This is a genomic window from Fulvimarina thalattae (assembly GCF_040239565.1).
Classification (GTDB): domain Bacteria; phylum Pseudomonadota; class Alphaproteobacteria; order Rhizobiales; family Rhizobiaceae; genus Fulvimarina.
Map to the genome: position 1 here is coordinate 58,959 of NZ_JBEHWS010000016.1, position 19,128 is coordinate 78,086.

Below are 19,128 nucleotides of genomic sequence, written 5' to 3' on the forward strand. Positions count from 1 at the left end.
TCACTCCACCCGGATAGACGTCCGAGCAGCCGCGCCCACCGCGTCGACGACGGAGATATCGAGGAAGCCGGGCTCGGCGATCGCCACCGCCGACTGGCGTTCGAGCGTGCCCCGGCCGACCGGTGCGCCGTCGACGAACCAAGTGAAGGGCGGCTTGCCGTTGCGCACTTTCAGGAAAAGCTCGGCACTCTTGGGAGACGAGGGCACTCCCTCGTTTGTGGCCCCACTGCCATCCGGCGCGCGTCTCATCGCCGTTTGGGCAAGACCGAGTTCGATGCGAGCATCGTTCGGCGGATAGATGATTTCGGGTTCGAGGCCGGATGTAAGAAGCGTCTCCGCGCGTCCGACGCGGCGTAGCGGCGGCGGCAGGCTGCCTCCACTCGATGCCAGAATCCCGGGGGGCGGCCCTGCGAGCCGCTCGGCGGGACCGAGCCGGGCGAAGACATCGCGCAGCACCGGCAGCGCCGATGCTTCGCCTACGAGCCCGCTCACCGGCGCGCCATCCGGCCGGCCCATCCAGACGCCGACGACATGCTTCCCGTCATAGCCGATGGTCCAGGCGTCGCGATAACCGTAAGAGGTTCCGGTCTTGTGCGCGATCTCGCCCGGCGAGCCCTTGGCCGTGGTAGGCGCGCCTGCGAGAACCGACGAAACATACCACGCCGCTTGCGTGGAAAGGATTCGCCGCCCTTCCGTCCTGAAGGAAATTGCGTCGCTCGCTTCGATTTGGAGCGGCATGGCAATGCCGCCATTCGCGAGGCCGCAATAGATCTGGACGAGGTCCTCCAGGCTGAGGCCGATGCCGCCAAGTCCGATGGCAAGGCCCGGCAATGAGCGGTCGCCCAGCTCCGGCTCGGCGCCCGAGCGCTTCATGCGGTAGACGAGCCGGGCAGGCCCTACCGCACTCAACAGTTCGACCGCTGGCAGATTGCGTGACAGCTGAAGCGCCTTGCGGGCGGTGATGACGCCCTCGAAGGTCTTGTCGAAGTTCTGAGGGTTGTAGCCGGCAAATCCTGCCGGTGAGTCGTCGACCAAGCTTTCGGGATGCGCGATACCGCGCTCGAAGGCGAGGCCGTAGATCAGCGGTTTGAGTGTCGAGCCCGGCGAGCGCTTTGCCCGGGTGAGATCGACGAAGCCCTGTCGCTCGCGGTCGAACATATCCGGCGAGCCGACATCGCCGAGGATTTCGCCGGTTTTTGCATCCGCGACGAGGATGGCGAGGCTCACCGGCTTGCGCAGCGTCTTCGCCTTGGCGCTGGCATAGATCTCCAGCCGCTCTTGGATCGTGCGATCGCTCGTCAGCCGGATGCGATCGCTTTGCGGCGAAGCCGCGTGCAACCGGCGCGCGGCGTGAGCGGCGAGCATGGGCAGTGCGCCCCGACCGTCCGGCATCGCCTCGCGAATTCCGCGCGCGGCGGTGTCGCCATCGATCACGCCGAGTTCTTCCATCCGAGCGAGAACCCGGTCCCGGGCCGTCTTCGCGCGCTCCGGGTGTCGGTCCGGCCGGAACCGCTCTGGAGATTGCGGCATGGCGACAAGGAGTGCCGCCTCGGCCGCCGTCATCTGCTTCGGTTCCCGGCCGAAATAGGCGAGCGAGGCCGCGCGCGCTCCCTCCAGATTGCCGCCATAGGGTGCTAGCCGCAGATAAAGGGTGAGGATTTCGTCCTTCGTGCGCACTCGTTCGAGCGCCGTCGCGACGAGGATTTGCTCGAATTTAGCCTCCACGCTTCCCGTCGGCAGTCGCGACAGCATGCGCGCGACCTGCATGGTCAGCGTCGAGCCGCCTGAAACGATCCGGCCATGGGTCAGCGACTGCCAGGCGGCGCGCAGGAAGGCGAGGGGATCGACGCCAGCGTGTTCGGCAAAGCGCTTGTCTTCCCAGGCGACGAGCATGCGAAGGAAACGCGGATCGACGTCGGAAACGTCCGCCGCAAGCCGCCACGTTCCTTCATCGGTCGCAAAGGCGCGCAGTAGCTCGCCATCACGGTCGACGACCTCGACTCCTGTGCGCGGCTCCTCGATCGCCGCGATGCGGGCTTCCACGGCGCGCTCGAAGGCGAGCCAGCCCCAAATGCCGACACCTAGAATGACGAGCGCGGAGAAAAGCGCTGCGAACGCGATCCGCTTCCAGCGTTCCGGGCGCTCCTTCGCCGCCGTCACCGAAGCGGTCCGATCACCGAGACGCGGGTCTCGTCCGTCCGTCCGCGCCGGCTCGGATCGTACATGTTCTGGACAAGCGCCGCCGGGCGAACGAACTCGCCGGGCGAGACCGCGCGCACGATATAGGCGAAGCGGCGAACAGCAGTGTCGTTATCGCCCTGGTCGACGGCCGCGAGAAAGCGGTCGGCGTGGAACTCCGTGTGTTCCGCCCGGTCCGTGATCTCCAGCCAGTCGAGCGCCGCGACGTCTCCGCCGCGCAGGATCGAGGGATTGTCGATCTCGAAGCCGGCGGGAAGCGGATCGTCGATCATCAGGCGCGCGGGCCCCTGATCGATCGGCGTTACCTCGACGACGAAGACCAGCCGGTCGCCCTGGCCGATCTCGGCGGGATTGGCCGGTTCGCCCTCCAACGTGTAGGCGTTGCGCCTGATCTCGTATCCATCCACCGAGGCGGGCGGAGCGATGGTCGGCGTGCCGCGCAAAGTGACTTCAGCCGTGATCGGCTGGGCACCGCGATTGGCAACATCGAGGCCACGCATCAGGTCGCGGGCTTCATAGGTTTCCGCGAAAGGACCGTCGACATTCCGGCCGGCCACTGTCAGCTGCGGTGGTTGGCGATCGAGAAGGGCGTGCGCGGCAAGCAGCGACCAGGCGTCTTCCTGCGTGCTCGTGTAGCGCTGGGAAAGCCGTCCGGCATTCACCTGTTGCACGAGAGGCGAAACGTCGAACCCGTCGACGCCGGATTCCAGGCCGAGGGTCAGCACCGCCGCGCCGTCACGCAAGGACGACCCATAGGTAGAATAGCGAGCGGGATCGGTCGCTGCGTCTGTCGCGTCCTCGATTGCGGCGCGGAAAACGCTCTCGGCCCGCGTCCGGTCGCCGTAGAAGGCGAGGGCGGCGGCCATCTGGCCTTTGGCGAGCGCCGGGAAATTCGTCAGTTCGTTGTCGGCGAAATAGCGCAGATCGCCGACTGCCGCGCGGCCGTTCCGCGCCAGTACATAATAGGCATAGGCGACCGGCCCGAAGTCTGGTCTATCCGGCAGATAGGCGAGATTGTTGCGCAGATTGTCCAGCGCAAGCATGAACGCCTCGTCCGGCACCGAATAGCCCGCCTCCCTCGCGCGGGTCAGGAAGTCGGTGACATAGGAATCGAGCCAGAGGTCTCCGCTGCCTGGGCCCCAGAGGCCGAAGGCGCCGTTCGCGGCCTGATTGGCGAGAACACCGGAGATCGCGGCATCGACCCGCTCCTTCACGTCCTCGGTGCGGCCGAGGCCCGCGGCGAGAATGGTCGCGTCGAGATAGACGAGCGGCATCGCGCGGCTCGTGATCTGCTCGGTGCAGCCATAGGGGTAGAGATCGAGCGCACGCACGACGCCAGCGACATCGAATTCGGCAGCGCCCGTGATGCTCACCGTCGCGGAGGCCGTGCCCGGCACGAAGTCGGCGAAGAGGTTTGGATCGAGCGACAGGCCGCCGCCGTTTGCCGCCAGCGTCACGCGACTCTTGTCCACTTCCTCCGGCGCATTGGAGCGCACATCGAGAGAAAAGCGCTTTTCGAGGCGTTCGCCGCCCGGCAATTCGGCGGTGAGGAGCAAATCGGCGGTCCCGATCTCGCCGGCGCGGATCGGAACCGACATGCGCTTGCGTTCGCCCTCGCCGATCTCGACGTCCTCCTTTGCACCGATTTCGCTTCCGCTCATGCCGAGCTGGACGATTTCGCCGCCACCTTCGAGGGCGAGCTTCACAGTGCCTGTCGGCCCCTCGACATGGGTGACGTCCACCGCAATCCGCGAGAGATCGCCTGGCGCAAGGAAGAGCGGCCGGCTCACCGCCATCACGAGCGGATCGCGGACGAGGATCTTGGTGTTCGCCTCGCCGACGCCGGACTTCGTCCAGGCGAGTGCCATCACGGTCAGTTCGCCGTTGAAGTCCGGCACGTCGAATTCGACCTTCGCCCTATCGTCAGGCCCGACCTGAACATGGCCTGAGAACAGGGAAACGAGATCGTCCATCGGGGGCGGCGACTCATAGCCGCCACTGGCATCTCCGCCGGAACGCACAGCGCCGGGCGCGCCCTGCATACGGTCGATCAGTTTGGAATAGAGATCGCGGACTTCGGCCCCCAGTCGGCGCTTGCCGAAATAATGGTCCGACAGCGAGGGCGGCTCGAAGCCCGTAATATTGAGGATACCGGTATCGACGGCCGCGACCGTGAGATAGGCGGTCTCGCCTTCTTCAACGCCGTTTACCTTCACATCGACCGCCACCGTGCGGCGCGGTTCGGTCTCCGCTGGCGCGCTGAGCGAGACTTCTAGCGACCGCTCTCCCGGCTCGACCTTGGCATGGGCAAGGCCGATGGCCCGGCCCGGCATACGCTTCGCCGCAAGGTCCATCGGCCGGTAGATAATCGCCATCACATAGGCGCCGGCGCCCCACTCCTCGGTGACGTCGAGCGACACGTCGCCGCCGTCGGCATCGATTTCGGCGGTCGTCCGGGCAATCACACGCTCGTCCATCACCAAGATTTCCGCGGTTCCGGCAAAACGCGGCTCGATATGAACCTTCGCCGTGTCGCCTACTTCATAGGACGGCTTGTCGAGGAGGACCCGCGCGGCCTCCGGCGTATCGAGTGACGTCGAGGCGATCGCCCAGCCCGCCTCGAAGGAAACGCTCGCCGGCAGCGCAGCGCCGGATGGGTCGGTCACGTTCAGTTCGTACTGTCCCCATTCGACCGGCAGATTAAGTGACATAACATCATCGGCGGAAATCGTGGCTTCGCCGCTCGCGATGCGCGTTGAGCGTTCCACCGGCTCGTAATTCCAGCGTCCGCCGGAGACGTACCACTGGAAATCGGTCTCGATACGGTTCAACACCCATTGGATATCGGTTGCTTCGGCGCGCCGGTTATCCGCATCGATGGCGATCACGTCGAAGCCGGCCTCCGCATCGTCCGGCACGGTACCATCGAAGCGGGGCTTGATGCCGATCCGGGCAGAAGCTCCAGCGACCGGCAGGTCGACGTCACGTTCGACCGGCCGTCCGTCCGTGTCTATCACGCGCGCTACTAGGCTCGCCGAAAGCGGCTTGGTCGTCGAGGGCGGATCGAAACTCGACAGATTCAGTGTCGCCTCACCGTCCGCATCGGTCGTCGCTTCCTCGAAGGGAAGGCGCAGCACAGTGGGATCATCGTCGGCGAGGCCGAAGACATAGCCCGGATAGGCATCGATCGACGCCGAAGACGTGACCACGGCTTCGCCGCCAACGTTGAGGTCGCTCGCCGGTGCTCCGAACAGATAGCGGGCATCGATTGACACCGGAGCCGGGTTCGCCGGGTCAAAGGCCGTCGCCTCGCTTTTCAGTTCGAAGTCAATCTTCTCGGGAAGAAAATCCTCGACGAGGACGCTACTCTCAGCGAGTGCGGTCTTCTTGGGATCGGTGTGGAGCGCGACCTTCCAGAGCCCACGCATGGCCCCGTCGGGTAGCTCGAGATCGTAGACAAAACCGCCCGCACCTTGGTCGCGAACCAGTGTGCGCTCATGCTCGACACCATCGGGTCGCGTTGTGATGGCCGTCAGCGAAAGCCGCTCTAGCGCGGCGCCCTTCGAGTCGCGCATGAGGCCGGTGAAATGGGCGATTTCTCCAGTACGATAGATGCCGCGATCGGGCGTGACGAAGACATCGACCGGACCAGCCGGCGCGCGCCCGTCTACGCCGCGATCAGTGAGATCGAAGGCTGACTGCGTCATATCGAGGAAGACGAAATCCGCTGCTTCTTCGCCGGAGGCGGGCTTCTCGGCGGTCAGCAGAGCGGGGCGGTCGCCGCCGGTGCCGGCGATCAGACCCTTGGAAAAGCGCGCATGGCCGCTCTCGTCGGTGACAGCTTCGCCGAGGATCTGGTTGTTCTGTGCGACAAGCTTCAGCGTTACGCCGGATGCCGGGTTCGCTCCGCCGAGAGAACGGGCGATCACGTGAAAGCCCGTCTCGGCGGCGATCGTCGTCAGCCCGATAACGCTGACGACGAACCCCAGGGTCGCGCGTGCATCCGGCTCGCTCTTCACGTTTTTCGGCAGGGCAGACAGCACGTAGACGCCGGGCTTCAGGTCGTCGACCATGGCCGAGACGGGGATCGCGGTCGTCACCTCTTCGTTGGTCTTCGACTGAACCGCTACCGTGCCGGTCCACACGTCTTCGCCGGTTTCCTCGGCAATCGTGTTGATCTGATAGTTCGCGAGCTGCCGCAGGAACTGTGCATCGCTCGTCGCCCGCGTCAGGGCCCGCTCGCCGATGCGCTGGAGACGCGCCTCGATCTCGTCGGTGTTGACGGTGACGACCGGTATTTGTGCCTCGCCGCCGCGCGGCAGGACGTAGGCGCGTGTTTCGAAGCGGGCGAAGGGATCGCGGTCGCGCACATAGACGCTGGTATCGACCGACTTGCGCAGTGTCTCGCCGTCTTCGGACTCGATCGCCGGCCGCGCTACGATCCGGTAGCGCTCGCCATGCTTCACGCCGTCGACGCAGATCTGCGCACCGCTGGCGCTCACGGGAAGCGTCTCTCCGCCTTCGATCACCAGATAGTCGCCGACATTTTCCGACCGCGTCAGCTTGCCGGAAAGCGGATCGGAGAATTGAAGGCAGATGCGCGGGCTCGCGGCGTTGTTGTCGACGCTGTTGTCGGTAATGCGAAATCCGTGCTGGTCGAGGACCGTGTCGAGACGGTCGCGAACGGGACCCGCTTCCTGAAGCGCGAGGCTCTCCCGGTATGTCTTGATAGCGGAGCGCCAGTTTTGAGCGCCCTCATAGGCGCGTGCCAGAAGGTCGAGCGCTTCGGCGCTTTCGGTCTCGCCTGGCGCCGTCAGGTAGGCGTTGATTGCCGCATCGAGCCGCAGCTGCTGATTGGCCTGACGCTGTTGCCAGTCCTGCGGCTCGTACTCGATCGCTTCCTTGGCCACCGCGGCCCAGGCCTCGCCGTCGAGCGGCGCGCGCTTCAGAGCTTCCTGGTAGTCCGAGATAGCCTTCGGTGATTCGACGGCGTTGCGCGCCCGGTCCACCAGTTCTGCCGCCGAAAGACCGACTGCATCGATGTGCGGATCGGCGCCGGCCAGCGACAGGCGGAAACGCCGGGCCTGATCAATCGCCGAGCGCTCGACGAATGTGAGATTGACCTCCCGCGCCGCGGCATCGGTTTCGCTGATCGTGACCGCTTCGACCAGCTTACCTGAGATAGCGCCCTCGACTGTCCGCAATTCGCCGGCATCGGACTTGAGAAAGCACCAGTTCGAGCGGGTGTTGAGTGTGAAGGCCTTGCACTGCGCATCGCCGAGACAGGCCGCGGTGCAGAGGTCGAGGTCCACATCCTGCAGGACGTCGTAGTCGGCGCCGAAATAATCCGCGCCTTCGGTCACGACAACCCGGCGCTCCGATGCGTCCTGCGCCATGCTCGCCGAAGGGGCTAGGAGCAGGACGAAAAACCCGAAAACTCCCACGAGAAAACCACCCGAGCGCATCGCCATCGCCTCCCGATCCTGAGGAACGAGGAGAAGCATATCGGATGATCGAACCCAACGTAAGTTGGTTCGTGGAACTTTGGCCGATGACGAAGTTTTCGGAAGTTCGACCTGTCAGAGGACCGAGAGCATTCCGCCATCGACATAAAGCATCTGGCCGTTGACATAGTTGGAAGCCGGAGAGGCGAGGAAGACGGCGGCGCCCGCGAGTTCCTTCGGTTCGCCCCAACGGCCTGCCGGCGTGCGGCCCTTGACCCATTCGTTGAATTTCGGGTCGTTCACCAGAGCCTCGTTCAGCTCCGTCAGCATGTAGCCAGGGCCGATCCCATTCGCCTGGATACCATGCTGTGCCCATTCGGCAGCCATGTTCTTAGTCAGAAGCTTGATGCCGCCCTTGGCAGACGTATAGGGGGCGATCGTCGCCCGGGCGACCTCGCTGAGCAGCGATCCGATATTGATGACCTTGCCTGCCCCGCGCGGGATCATGCGCCGAGCAGCCTCGCGCCCGACGAGAAAGGCCGCGGTGAGGTTGGTATCGATCACCCGCTGCCAGTCGGCGAGCTTCAGCTCGACGAGCGGCTGGCGATGCTGGATGCCGGCATTGTTGACGAGGATGTCGACGGCGATGCCGTCGTTATCGAAGCGTTCGAAAGCCGCTTCGACGCCCGCCTCGTCAGTCACGTCGAAGGGCGCTTCGATCACCTCGTAGCCACGTTCCCGCATCTCCTGAGCGACCGGTTTCAGCTTCTCCCCATCCCGACCGTTGACGATCAACTTGGCGCCAGCATCACCCAATCCTTCCGCGATCGCACGGCCTAGACCGCGCGAAGAACCGGTGACAAGCGCTGTCTTCCCAGTGATATCGAACAGCGGGTTTGCGGTGTCGGCCATGGTGAGGTGCTTTCTCAGAGTTCGGGCTTGCGGTGGTTCATATCGGATCGCGCGGCATTATCGTGCCGCGCTCGGTTGTCCCCATCATCTATGGCCGAATGGAAACGTGTCGATCGCGGCGTCGATCGCCTGAAGAGGCATCGATAGCTGACGGAACAGGACGAGCCGGGCGGGTTCTAGGAAATCCGCCCGGCTCGTCCCATTCTCACGACCGTCATTCAGCCGGAGAGAGCGCTTCCTGGCTGCCGCCTTCGCCGCCGCGCTTCTCGGCTTCCCGCTGCTTCGCCATCGCCTTATCGCTTGGTGAAAGCAGCTTGTAGAAGAGCGGAATGAAGAAAATCGCGACGAAGGTCGCGAACAGCATCCCGCCGATGACGCCGGTTCCGATCGAGTGACGCGAGGCCGAGCCTGCGCCGGTCGAGATCGCCAGCGGTACGACGCCAAGGATAAAGGCAAGCGAGGTCATCACGATCGGCCGGAAACGCAGCTTGGCGCCTTCAAGCGCGGCGTCGAACGCGCTCATACCTTCCTCGCGTTTCAGGACGGCGAATTCCACGATCAGGATCGCGTTCTTAGCCGCAAGCCCCACAAGCGTAACGAGTCCGATCTGGAAATAGACGTCGTTGTCGATCCCGCGCAGGAAGATCGCGAGCAGCGCCCCGAACATGGCGAAAGGCACGGCCAGCAAAACGGCGATCGGCAGCGACCAGCGCTCGTATTGGGCCGCGAGGATCAGGAACACCATCAGGATGCCGAAGCCGATGGCGACAAGCCCAGTGCCGCCGGACGATATCTCCTGATAGGCCGAGCCGGTCCAGGCGATGTCGTAGCCCTCGGGCAGCGTCTCGGCCGCCACCGCCTGCATCGCCGCCAGCGCCTGACCCGACGAGAATCCGGGCGCGGGATTACCCGAGATCTTGGCCGACGTGAACGCGTTGTAGCGCTCCAGAAGATCGGGGCCGATGACGCGCTTGACGTTGAGAAGCGTGTCGAGAGGAATCATCGCGCCATTCGAGGCTTGCACGTAGACGAAGCGCAGATCGTCCGGCTTTTCGCGGAAATCGGCCTCCGACTGGAGCGAAACGCGGAAATTGCGCCCGAGAAGGGTGAAGTCGTTCACGTAGAGCGAGCCGAAGGTGGATTGCATCGTCTGAAAGATCGACGAAATCGGCACGTTCAGCGCTTTGGCCTTCTGCCGGTCGACTTCCACCTCGTATTGTGGGACGCTCGCCGAGAACGTTGTCCGGACACCGGCAAGCTCCGGCCGCTCGGAGGCGGCGGCGACGAGCGCGTTCGTCGCTTCGAGGAGGTCTTGCGTTCCGGCGCCGCGGCGGTCCTGTACGAAGAGGTCGAAACCGCCCGTGGTCGAGAGGCCTTGAATGGGCGGCGGGTTGAAGGAGAGCACCATTGCGTCCTGAATGCCCGCATTCATACCGATGAAGGGACCGACGAGATTGCGCGCGTCGAGCGCGGGATCGGTGCGTTCCGACCAGTCCTTCAGCGAGACGAAGGCAACGCCGGCCGAAGATTTCTGAGAGCCGGACAGAAGATCGAAGCCGGCGAACGCTGTCACGTCTTCCACCGCCGGATGCTGCGAAAGGTTCTCGTAGACCTTGTCCATAACCTCCGTCGTGCGGGAGAGGGACGCGGCCGGAGGCAGGATCGCGACGACGAAGTTGACGCCCTGGTCTTCATCCGGAACCAGAGAGCCTGGGATGGTCTGGAAGAAGTAGTAAGAGCCCCCGATCAGTCCGCCGAAGATGAGAAGTGCCAGGAACGTCCGGCGCATGATGAAGGCGACACCCGCGCCATAGCCGGCCGTCAATTTGTCGAAAGCGGCATTGAACCAGCGGAAGGGCAGGAACGGCTTCGAGTGCTTGTTCGTCAGGAGCACGCTGCACAGGGCCGGGGTCAGCGAAAGCGCGACGATACCGGAGATCGAGACCGAAACGGCGATGGTAACGGCGAACTGGCGGTACATCGTTCCGGCGAGCCCGCCAAGGAAGGCGACCGGAATGAAGACGGCGCAGAGGACGAGCACGATTGCGATGACCGGCCCCGCGACCTCGCCCATCGCCTTGGCGGTCGCCTCCTTCGGGGGCAGCCCTTCCGTGGTCATGATGCGCTCGACATTCTCGAGCACCACGATGGCGTCGTCGACGACGATACCGATGGCGAGCACCAGGCCGAACAGCGTCAGAAGGTTGATCGAGAAGCCGAGCGCCAGAAGAACGCCGAAGGTGCCGATGATAGAGACCGGCACCGCAAGCATCGGGATCAGCGTCGCGCGGAAGGATTGCAGGAAGAGATAGACGACCAGGAAGACCAGGATCATCGCCTCGATGAAGGTCATGATCACCTCTTCGATCGAGGCTTCGATGAACTTCGTCGTGTCGTAGGGAACGGCATAGCTGATCCCGTCCGGGAAGGACTTGGAGAGCTCGTCCATCCGCTCGCGTGTGACCGCCAGCGTGTCGAGCGCGTTGGCACCCGGCTGGAGATAAATGCCGATCGGCACGGCCTGTGTGCCGTTATAGGTACCGTTGAAGCCGTAGTCCTGAGCGCCGAGTTCGACGCGGGCCACATCCTTCAGAAGGAGCGACGATCCGTTCTCGTCCGAGCGCAGGATGATGTTCTCGAAGGCTTCCGCATCGGGCAGACGCCCGGCCGTCGTGACGGAATAGGTGAAGGCGAGATCGGAATTGTTCGGCTCCGCGCCGAACTGGCCGGCGGCGAACTGTGCGTTCTGATCGCGGATCGCGTCGGCGACGTCGCCCGGCGTCAGGCCATATTGGGCGAGCGCGTCCGGCCTCAGCCAGATGCGCATGGAATAGTCGCGAGCGCCGAAGAGCTGGGCCTGACCGATGCCCGGCAGGCGCTTCAGCTCGTCGAGGACGTTCAAGAGCGTGTAGTTCGACACATAGGTCGCATCGTAGCGCGGGTCGTTCGACGACATGGTCAGGACGGCGAGGATCGACGAGTTCTGCTTCGACACCGTGACGCCGAGCCGCTGCACCTGCTCGGGAAGTGAGGCCGTCGCCTGCTGCACGCGGTTGTTGACGTTGATCGTCGCCTGATCCGGGTCAGTGCCCGCTGCGAAGGTGACTGTGATCGTCGCCGTTCCAGTCGAGGAGTTCGTGGACTGCATATAGAGCATGTCCTCGACGCCGTTGATCTGCTGCTCGATCGGCGCCGACACGGTCTGGGCGATGGTTTCGGCGGAGGCGCCGGGATAGGTCGCGCGCACCTGCACCTGTGGCGGCACGAGTTGCGGATACTGCTCGATCGGCAGCGAGGTGAGCGACAGCACCCCACCCAACAGGATCAGGATCGAGATGACGGCGGCAAAGATCGGGCGGTCGACAAAGAAGCGCGAATTCATTCGATAAGCTCCGCACGTTCGCGGCCCGCCGTTTGTTTTGGCAGGGGATTGTCCTGGGCGGCACGCGCCGCTTCGCTGTCGGGGAGGGCGGTTTTCGGAACCGGCGGTGCTGCGAGCCGAGCCGTTTCCTGGCTCTCCGTATCGGAAGAGGATTGCGTGGAATCAGAATTGTCCGGTGTCTCGGCTTCGCCGCTTTCTTCACTACCGGCTTCGGCCTGAGGGGCCGCTTCTCCCGGTTCGGCAGCGTCATTGCCGCTGTCTTCCGCGGTGGCGTCGCCTTCCTCCGCCTGCTCGCCAGCGGGTTGCGGATCTACCGGCGAGCCGGGCCGCACCTTCACGACGCCCTTGGTGACGACTTTGTCGCCCTCTTTGAGCCCTTCGGAAATCAGAAGCGCGCCGTCGAGTTCACGGGCGACAGAGACCGGCCGAACTTCGGCGACATTCTCATCTCCAAGCGTGTAGACGAACGTACCCTGTGGCCCCTGCATCAGGGCCTCCGTCGGCAGGACGATCGCATCCTCGACCGAAAGCCCCTCGAGTACCAGCCGGACGAACTGGCCCGGCAGTAGTCGCTGGTCCGGGTTCGGCAGGACGGCCCGCGAGAGGATCGTGCCCGTCTGCGTGTCGATCGTCGTCGAGGTGAAGTCGATCGTGCCGCTTTTGCCGTAGGTGGTGCCGTCGCCGAAGAGGATCGATACCTTCAGGTCGCTGGGCCCGCTCGCCCCTTGCAGTGTGCCGCTTTCGATGAGTTCGCGGATAGATTGAGCTTCGGTGTCTGCGGCGGAAAAGTTCACGTTGATCGGGTCGAGCTGGTCGATCCGCGTCAGCAGGTCGCCTGTCTGAAGGAGGCTGCCTTCCGGCACCTGTTCCAGGCTTGTAATACCGCTGACGGGTGCTTCCACCGTCGCATAGTCCAACTGCAGTTCGGCGCTCCGCAATTGCGCCCCCGCCGCCTCGACCCGCGCCTCTGCGAGCTGTCGCGCGGAAACGGCGTCGTCGAGATTGGCCTGAGAAGACGCGCCGCGCTGAGCGAGAGTGCGCGCACGCTCCTCGCTCCGACGTGCCTGCCTGAGATTGGCCTCAGCTTCCACTACCTGGGCGCGCGCGAGCGCGACTTCGGCCTCGTAGGTCGCGGGATCGATCCGGAACAGGAGATCGCCCTCGGCAACGCGCGAGCCCTCGTCGAAGTCACGTTCGAGCAGGATGCCGCCGACACGGGCCCGGACCTGAACCTCGCGTGATGCCGCGACACGTCCGGCATATTCGTAGGTTACGGGAAGCGTCTGTGTGGCAACCGTCTCCACCGTCACGCCCGGAGGCGGCTGCTGACCGCCGCCCTGCGCGAACGCGGTGCTGGCGAAGGCGAGAAAGGGCACGGCCAGTGCCGCAAGGCCGATTGATTTTCCGAATCCGTACATGGGCACATTTTTCCTGGTCGGGATGCCGCAATTTTGTTGCATTGCAAGATACATACATACATGAATGTTGGTGGGCAAGGAGGCTGCCATGCGCCGCACGAAAGACGAAGCTGCAGAAACGCGTGAGGCGATCTTGGACGCTGCGGAAAATCTGTTCTACGAAAAGGGCGTTGCGGGAACGTCACTCTCGCAGATCGCTGCGGCCGCTGGCATGACGCGCGGCGCAATATACTGGCATTTCGTAAACAAACTGGACCTCTTTCGCGACATGGTCGATCGCGCGCGGCTGCCGCAGGAGGCCTTTTTCCATAACGAGCGGGCCGAGCCGGCCTCGGTTCGCGAGCTATACGACACGACCGTCGAAGCCTTGTCGTTTCTGGCCTCCGACGAGCGAACCCAGAAGGTCATGACCATCCTCATGTTCCGCTGCGAATATGTCGGAGAGATGCAACCGGCGATGGCGCGGCGTGAGAGTGCCGACGAACACATGCGCGCCGAGATCGCCCGCATCTTCGATCGCGCCCTGGCCAATCGCCAGGATGGCATGGCGCATTGCAGCGCGCGAGCGATCGCGTCCGGCTACTTCTGTGCTGTCAGCGGTCTGATCAACGAATGGCTGAAGTCGGAGCGCTCGTTCGATCTCGTAGACGTGGGAAGCCGGTTGCTGGCGAGACTTGTCTCGGATCATATCGACAGACGCTAATGGCCCGGTCATTAAACGTTTCATGCAGGAATTACTTGAAGTCGACTAACATTCTTGGATGTCATCCAGCGCGCAAAAATTCATCAAAATATGTCCGCAGAGATAGCGGAATTTAATTTTTGCTGTCAATTCGAGCCTGAAAGCTTTGCAATGGCACTCTCTATTTTTCAGGGTGCGACAACTTGGCGGCGTCTCTCGAAGTTTCTCTCATATCGTTTGTTAAGAAACGTATAGTGTTTTAACGACAGACTACCCAACGAATTGCCTTGTCACTCTTTGAGGTCTCCGTGCCTGTCGTCAGCTGCATCTTTACGGAACACAATCTTTTCCTCGTTCTGCTTGCGGCAACGATGTGCGTGGTCGGATCGATCGCGACGATCCGGCTCTGGCGGTCAGCGGTAACCGCACAGAAGCGTAACCGCTTCCACTGGTGCTTTCTGACGGGTGTCACTGGCGGTTCGTCGATCTGGGCGACCCATTTCATCGCCATGCTCGGCTATGAAACGCCGATTCCGGTGACCTTCGATCCGAAGCTGACGATCATCTCGATCGTCATTGCCATTTTCGGAACCTTTGCCGCAGTCGCGATGACCTGTCACAAAAGCAAGTCGATCGCGCGCTATGTCGGCGGGGCATCGCTGGGTCTTTCCATCGCGGCGATGCATTTCGTCGGTATGTTCGCCTACCGCGTCGACGGCATCGTCAGCTGGAATGGCTCGTATATTATCGCTTCGATCCTTGCCTCGATCGGCTTTTCGACCCTGACGGCCTATTTCATGACCGGCGGAAAATCGCCGGCCTTGCTGCGCACAGGCAATGCGGCTGTATTGTCGCTTGTCCTTGCGATCGTTTTTCTGCACTTCACGGCGATGGAGGCTTTCACCGTCGACCCGCTCCGCGGTGTTTCCGTAGGAGCCGACAGCGAAGCTTTCGTCGCCATGGCCCTCAGCGTTGCGCTCGTCGCCCTGCTCATCATCTTCACCGGCTTTTCGAGCGAAGTCATCGATTTTCGCACGCGGACCCGGTCCGAGATGGATCTTAGACATATCGCGACCCATGACGAACTCACCGGCATCGCAAATCGTCGGAAGCTCTCCGACATCCTCGCCGAGCAATTCGAGGGTTCGAGCAACGAATTTGCTCTGCTGATAATCGATCTTGATCGATTCAAGCCGATCAACGACACACTCGGCCATTCCATCGGGGACGAGGTTCTGAAGCGCGTGGCCAACCGTCTCGCGAATGTCGTTCGTTCGAGCGACGTACTGGCACGCCTCGGCGGAGACGAGTTTGCGATCGTCGCCTCTGATTCGACCGAGATCGAAGGCAGTATCAGACATCTTTGCGACCGCATCATCGATGTTCTTTCGCGGCCTTTCATTATCAACGGCCATGTCATCGAACTCGGTGCCAGCGTGGGCGTCGCACTCGCCCCCATGAATGGCGCCAATGCGGACGAGCTGACCCAGAGTGCCGACATAGCCCTATATGCGGCCAAGGATGCCGGTCGCTCGACCTATCGGATCTTCGAGGCATCCATGGGCGAGGAGATACGGCTGCGTCGCTCGCTGGAAACGGACCTTCGACGTGCTCTCACCCGGGAGGAATTCGAGGTCTTCTACCAGCCGCAGGTCGACGCGAAGTCGGGCGCCTATACAGGCGCAGAAGCTCTCATTCGTTGGCGCCATCCCCAGCGCGGCATGCTTTCGCCCGCGCTCTTCATCCCGGTCGCCGAAGAACTCGGGCTGATCGGCCCCATCGGAAATTGGGTTCTGAAGCAAGCCTGCACCGACGCGTCCACCTGGCCGAGCCATCTCTCTGTCGCCGTCAACCTGTCTCCGGCACAGATGATGGATCGTCGGCTTGCCAAGTCGGTGAAGGCTATCCTCAACGAAACCGGCCTCGACCCCTCCCGTCTCGAACTGGAAATTACCGAGACGGCCCTGATCGGCAACGACGTCCAGGCGCTCGCCGTGCTCAACGAGCTTCGCGCCATGGGCATAGCCATCTCGCTCGACGACTTCGGTACCGGCTATTCGTCCCTGAGCTATCTCCACCGCTTTCCCATCAGTCGCATCAAGATCGACCGGTCCTTCATCGATCGAATTCCGCGTGATGCGGACAGTGCTGCGATCGTCCAGGCAATCGCTAAACTCGGCAGTAGCCTCGGTATGAAAATCACCGCAGAGGGTATCGAGAACGAGGAGCAATGGTCGTTCTCGAAGGCCGAAGGTTGTGATCATCTTCAGGGCTATCTCTTCAGCAAACCGGTCCCACTCAGCAAGGTGCTTGCGCTGTTCTGTCGAGCTGGGTACGCGGAAAGGGTCGCTTGATGCCCGAAGGTCACAAGCGCAGCCTTCACCGGCTGCTTTATTCCAGCAAGTCGCGCTTCGATTGCAGCGAATCCCACATACCCGCGGAGATCGAATCCATCGTCAATAAGGCGATTGAGAACAACCAGAAGCGGGGTTTGACCGGGGTCCTCCTCTATATCAACGACACCTTCATTCAGGTCTTCGAAGGACCCTTGTCGGAGATCGAGACCACCTTCGAAGAGATCTGCTGCGACCTGAGGCATGGCAGCGTGAAGCTGATCGATCTGGCCCCTGTCGAGCGTCGGATATTCGAAGACTGGTCGATGGCTTATGTCGGTATGGAAAGGACCCCGCATCATCTGAAGCTCAACCGCGATCTTCAGGAGGTCTACACCATCATCGAGAGCGATCCGGAGCGGGCGCTTCGGCAGATTCGCAGTCTTGTCGGCAAATCATAAGCTCCCTGCTTCGCTCGCTGTTCGCGTCGAAGAGGCTCATGGTCTTTTCGCTATCGAACATCCGGCGGGGGCTGAAAAGTCGCAGGTAATCTTTTAGATGATTGATACCGCATGCATGATTTGACAGGGCGCATGCGGCTGTGAGTGGATTGGCTTACGCCCCCAGGCGGAGGGTCGAGCCTATGTCCGGCGAACTTTCCTCATATTTTCAGACGAATGGACTGCTGGCGAACATGGCAGAGGATGACCTCGCCGCGATTGGCGAGCATCTGACCCTTGTCGACCTCGAGCGCGGAGAAACGCTCGTTCATCCCGACAGGCCAATCGAGACCATCGTCTTCCCTGTCTCCGGCATCGTCTCGATCATCGCGGCGACCGAGGACAACTATCATGTCGAGATCGGTATCGTCGGCCGCGAAGGCATGACGGACGGGTCCGTTCTGGCCGGCATCGACCGCATCCCGCACGAAGTTTTCGTTCAGATGGCCGGACAGGGTCTGAAGACCGATGCGAAAACGCTCCATCGACTTTCCGAAGAAAATCCCACACTGCGCCGACTGTTGATGCGTTGGGTCCATATCCTCGCCATTCAGACTGGACAGACCATCGTTTCCAATTGTGGTTTCAACGTCGAGGCACGCCTCGCGCGCTGGCTTCTGATGTGCCAGGACCGGATTGGGGGCAACCGGATCGAGCTGACCCACGAATTTCTGGGGCTGATGCTGGCGGTGCGCCGTTCGACCGTTACCCTCACGACCCATGTCATCGAGGGTGCCGGGATCATCAAGGCCGAGCGGGGAGTCATCACGATCCGCAACAGGGCTGCCCTTGAGGAACTTGCCGGCACTTCATACGGAGTCACCGAGCGCGAGTACGAACGGGTGATTGGACCCCTTCGGTCGTAAAAAAACGCGGCGGGGAATCCCCGCCGCGCATCTTGCATGATCGAAGAATGGCCTCGCTTACTGCGCGCTGCCGCTTTCGCCCGATCCGCCTTCCTCGGACGAACCGCCCGAGGACGCCATCTCCTTGGCCGCTTCACAGCTGCCGTCTTCGAGCGACTGGAAGGCTTCGTCGCCCGGGATTGTGCGAACGATATTGTAGTAGTCCCACTTGCCTTCGCTTTCCTCAGGCGTCTTCACCTGGGCGAGGAAGACGTCGTGGACCATCAGGCCGTCGGCGCGCACCGAACCGTTTCGGGCAAACGCATCTTCGATCGGCATGGTCTTGAGCTGCGCGATCACTTTCTTGCTGTCATCAGTACCGGCCGCTTCAACAGCCTTCAGGTAGTTGAGCGCCGAAGAATACATGCCAGCCTGGATCATCGAGGGTTTGGCTCCGGCCTTTTCCTCGAACTTGGTCGCCCACTCACGCGCCTGATCATCCTGATCCCAGTAGTAGGATGTCGTAAGCGTGAGGCCCTGCGCGGCTTCGAGGCCGAGGGCATCGACGTCGGTGATGAAGAGCAGCAGAGAGGCGAGCTTCTGGCCGCCCTGGACGATGCCGAATTCCTGCGCCTGCTTCACCGAGTTCTGGGTGTCGGTGCCGGCATTCGCAAGGCCGATCACCTGTGCGCCGGACCCTTGGGCCTGAAGGAGGAAAGACGAGAAGTCCTGGGTCGGGAAGGGCGCTGCGACCTCGCCGACGATCTCACCGCCATTGGCCTCCACCGCATCGGCAGCCTTCTGCTGCAGGTTGTGACCGAAGGTGTAGTCGGCGGTGATGAAGAACCACGATGTATTGCCCTCCTTCACCATCGCGACGGCCGTGCCGTTGGCGAGCGCGTCCGTGTCGTAGGTCCAGTGGAGGCCCGTCTCCGGCGCGCAGTTCTCGTTTGTGAGAGCGTTCGATGCCGCGCCGTTGTTGATGTAGGCGACGCCCTTTTCGCTGGTGATTTCTTGCAGCGCGATGCCGACGCCGGAATTGGCGCCGCCAAGGATCATGTCGATATTGTCCTGATCCGCCCACTGGCGCGCGATGTTGGAGCCGATATCCGCCTTACTCTGATGGTCTGCCGTGCGGAATTCGATCGGCGCGCCGTTGATCTCGCCGCCCATTTCCTCGATCGCCATCTGCACCGCGGTCGCGGAGCCTTCGCCGTCGAGTGCCGAATAGGGGCCGGACATGTCTGCGATCATGCCGATCTTGATGGCGTTGTCGCTGATCTCGCCGCCGTCCTGCGCATGGGCACTCGTTGCGGCGAACGTTGCCGCACCGGCCAAAAGCATGGTCTTCATCAGTTTCATAAGGGGTTCTCCTCCCAGAGATTGCGGCTCGCCGACCGTCTTGGCCGACCG

The 19,128-nt window shown here is 62.7% G+C and carries 9 protein-coding genes and 2 pseudogenes; 5 read left to right on the forward strand and 6 right to left on the reverse strand.

Annotated features, from left to right (window positions below; genetic code table 11):
* The 5 genes and pseudogenes from pbpC to ABRA89_RS17225 all read right to left on the reverse strand — a co-directional run.
* A complete protein-coding gene (gene pbpC, locus ABRA89_RS17205) occupies positions 1–2,160 on the reverse strand; it encodes a penicillin-binding protein 1C (protein WP_349942727.1) in 2,160 nt (719 codons plus the stop codon).
* Positions 2,157–7,703, reverse strand: coding sequence for an alpha-2-macroglobulin family protein (locus tag ABRA89_RS17210; protein ID WP_349942728.1), 5,547 nt, complete (start codon positions 7,701–7,703; stop codon positions 2,157–2,159). The genes pbpC and ABRA89_RS17210 overlap by 4 nt, the downstream gene beginning before the upstream one ends.
* A gap of 75 nt (positions 7,704–7,778) precedes the next feature.
* Positions 7,779–8,555, reverse strand: coding sequence for an SDR family oxidoreductase (locus tag ABRA89_RS17215; protein ID WP_349942729.1), 777 nt, complete (start codon positions 8,553–8,555; stop codon positions 7,779–7,781).
* Between the two features lie 214 nt (positions 8,556–8,769).
* A complete protein-coding gene (locus ABRA89_RS17220; RefSeq protein ID WP_349942730.1) occupies positions 8,770–11,937 on the reverse strand; it encodes an efflux RND transporter permease subunit in 3,168 nt (1,055 codons plus the stop codon).
* Between the two features lie 251 nt (positions 11,938–12,188).
* A pseudogene (locus ABRA89_RS17225) lies at positions 12,189–13,355 on the reverse strand (efflux RND transporter periplasmic adaptor subunit); the annotation flags it as partial.
* A gap of 88 nt (positions 13,356–13,443) precedes the next feature.
* Here ABRA89_RS17225 and ABRA89_RS17230 point away from each other — a divergent pair.
* The 5 genes and pseudogenes from ABRA89_RS17230 (at position 13,444) to ABRA89_RS17245 (ending at position 17,736) form a co-directional block, all read left to right on the forward strand.
* Positions 13,444–14,058, forward strand: a complete 615-nt coding sequence (locus tag ABRA89_RS17230; protein WP_349942732.1) for a TetR family transcriptional regulator — start codon at positions 13,444–13,446, stop codon at positions 14,056–14,058.
* 350 nt (positions 14,059–14,408) lie between these two features.
* Positions 14,409–14,846, forward strand: a pseudogene (locus ABRA89_RS20455) (MHYT domain-containing protein); the annotation flags it as partial.
* Positions 14,847–15,089: 243 nt separating this feature from the next.
* Positions 15,090–16,391, forward strand: coding sequence for a putative bifunctional diguanylate cyclase/phosphodiesterase (locus ABRA89_RS20460; protein ID WP_463671314.1), 1,302 nt, complete (start codon positions 15,090–15,092; stop codon positions 16,389–16,391).
* A complete protein-coding gene (locus ABRA89_RS17240; protein WP_349942734.1) occupies positions 16,391–16,831 on the forward strand; it encodes a BLUF domain-containing protein in 441 nt (146 codons plus the stop codon). The genes ABRA89_RS20460 and ABRA89_RS17240 overlap by 1 nt, the downstream gene beginning before the upstream one ends.
* Positions 16,832–17,064: 233 nt before the next feature.
* Positions 17,065–17,736 (forward strand): Crp/Fnr family transcriptional regulator, encoded by a 672-nt coding sequence (locus tag ABRA89_RS17245; protein ID WP_349942735.1) that lies wholly within the window; start codon positions 17,065–17,067, stop codon positions 17,734–17,736.
* 57 nt (positions 17,737–17,793) lie between these two features.
* On the opposite strand, the gene ABRA89_RS17250 is transcribed toward ABRA89_RS17245, so the two are convergent.
* Positions 17,794–19,077 (reverse strand): ABC transporter substrate-binding protein, encoded by a 1,284-nt coding sequence (locus tag ABRA89_RS17250; RefSeq protein WP_463671311.1) that lies wholly within the window; start codon positions 19,075–19,077, stop codon positions 17,794–17,796.
* Between the last annotated feature and the right edge of the window lie 51 nt (positions 19,078–19,128).